Origin of the sequence: Corynebacterium sp., from assembly GCF_030535495.1 — a bacterium.
Classification (GTDB): Bacteria; Actinomycetota; Actinomycetes; order Mycobacteriales; family Mycobacteriaceae; genus Corynebacterium.
Genome location: NZ_JAUNRW010000176.1, coordinates 1 through 2216 on the forward strand (window position 1 = coordinate 1; position 2216 = coordinate 2216).

A 2216-nucleotide genomic window follows, 5' to 3' on the forward strand; every position below is an offset into this window, starting at 1 on the left:
GAGTCCTTCCTCAACGGCCCCGAGGTCTCCCTGTTCTGCCTGGTCGACGGCGAGACGGTCGTCCCGCTCATCCCGGCCCAGGACCACAAGCGCGCCCACGACAACGACGAGGGCCCCAACACCGGCGGCATGGGCGCCTACACCCCGCTGCCGTGGCTGCCCGCCGAGGGAGTGCAGCGCATCGTCGACGAGGTCTGTGTCCCCGTGGCACAGGAGATGGTCCGCCGCGGCACCCCCTATTCCGGCCTGCTCTACGCCGGTCTGGCCTGGGACGCCGACGGCCCGTGGGTGGTGGAGTTCAACGCCCGTTTCGGCGACCCGGAGACCCAGCCGATCCTCGCGCTGCTCAAGACTCCCCTGGCGGGGCTTCTTGACGCCGTCGCCTCCGGCACCCTCGCCGAGCACCCGGAGCTGGAGTGGGAGGACGCCTACGCCCTGACCGTCGTGCTGGCCGCCGAGAACTACCCGGCCGCACCCGTCACCGGTGGCGTCATCTCCGGGGACGTCGTCTCCGATCCGTCCAAGGTGCTCCACGCCGGCACCCGACTCAACGACGCCGGCGAGCTGGTCTCCGCCGGTGGTCGCGTGCTCAACATCGTCGGTGTGGGTGCCACGCTGGAGGCCGCGCGTGATGACGCCTACGCCACCATCGAGCAGATCTCCCTCGACGGCTCCTTCTACCGCCGCGACATCGCCCTGCCGGCCGTGGAGGGACGGATCTCCCTGTGAACGGCATGATCAGCCGACGCGGGCAGGTCCAGCCCTTCCGCGTCATGCAGATGCTCGACATCGTCCACCGGCGGGCCCGCGAGGGAAAGCACACCATCATGCTGTGCGCCGGTCAGCCCACCACGGGGGCCCCGTCCCCGGTGCTCGAGGCGGTGGAGGACTCCCTGCACGCCTCCGCTCTGGGCTATACCGAGGTCATCGGCGACCGCGATCTGCGGGAGACCATCGCCGCCTGGCACTCGCAGACCTACGGGGTGTCCACCTCGGCCGACAATGTCGTTATCACCACCGGGTCCTCCGGCGGCTTCGTCGCCTCCTTCCTGGCGGTGCTCGACCACGGTGACACCGTCGCGTTGTCGTGCCCCGGCTACCCGGCCTACCGCAACATCCTCGAATCCCTGGGCGCGCGCGTGGTCAACCTCGTCTGCGATGAGTCGACCCGCTTCCAGCCGACGGCCGCCATGCTCGAGGAGCTGCCGGACGAGGACAAGCCGCGGGCGGTGATCGTCACCTCGCCGGGCAACCCCTCCGGCACCATCATCGACCCGGCGGAACTCGAGCGCATCGCGCGCTGGTGCGAGGTCAACGACGCGGTGCTCATCTCCGACGAGGACTATCACGGCATGTCCTTCGGTCGGCCCCTCGCCACCGCTCGGGAGTTCTCCGACCGGGCGATCGTGGTGGGCACCCTGTCGAAGTACTTCTCCATGACCGGCTGGCGCGTGGGCTGGCTCATCGTGCCGGATGAGCTGGTCACCCCGATCGAGAACCTGCAGGCCTCCCTGGCGCTGTGCGCCCCGGCGGTCTCGCAGGTCGGAGGCCGGGCGGCCTTCGGTCAGCAGGCGCGGGCGGAGCTGGACTCCCACATCGAGCGCTACGCCGCCGCCCGGGCGGTGCTGCTCGAGGAGCTGCCCAAAGCCGGGTTCCCCACCATGGCAGATCCCGATGGTGGGCTCTACCTATGGCTCAACGTCGCCCACGTCACCGACGATTCCGAGGCCTGGTGCCACGAGCTCGTCGAGGAGATCGGCGTGGCCTTCGCGCCGGGCGTGGACTTCGACCCCATCGACGGCCACCACTGGGTGCGGTTGACCCTGTGTGCCCCGGAGGAGGAGACCCGCGAGGCGTGCCGCCGCCTGGGCGAGTACGTGCGGCGCGGGCCGGAATAGCACCCACGCCACCCCCGCGTGACCTCATGCGATAATCAACAGCGTGGCTGAAAAGAAGAAGATCGCGAACGTCCTGTCCAACCGCTACGCCTCCGCTGAGCTGACTGAGCTGTGGAGCCCGGAGTACAAGATCATCCTGGAGCGTCAGCTCTGGATCGCCGTGATGAAGGCGCAGCAGGAGCTGGGCGTGGATATCCCGGCGGCGGCGATCGAGGCGTACGAGGCCGTCATCGACCGGGTTGACCTCGCCTCGATCGCGGACCGGGAGCGCGTCACCCGTCATGACGTCAAGGCCCGCATCGAGGAGTTCAACGCGCT

The 2216-nt window shown here is 69.4% G+C and carries 2 protein-coding genes and 1 pseudogene; all 3 read left to right on the forward strand.

Translation table 11 applies throughout. From position 1 onward, the window contains the following. Positions 1–729, forward strand: a 729-nt coding sequence (locus Q4F73_RS12295) for a phosphoribosylamine--glycine ligase (RefSeq protein WP_303359627.1), incomplete at its 5' end; no start/stop codon positions are given. Positions 730–773: 44 nt separating this feature from the next. Continuing rightward, a complete protein-coding gene (locus Q4F73_RS12300) occupies positions 774–1898 on the forward strand; it encodes a pyridoxal phosphate-dependent aminotransferase (protein WP_303359628.1) in 1125 nt (374 codons plus the stop codon). 34 nt (positions 1899–1932) lie between these two features. Next, positions 1933–2216: pseudogene (locus Q4F73_RS12305) on the forward strand (adenylosuccinate lyase); the annotation flags it as partial.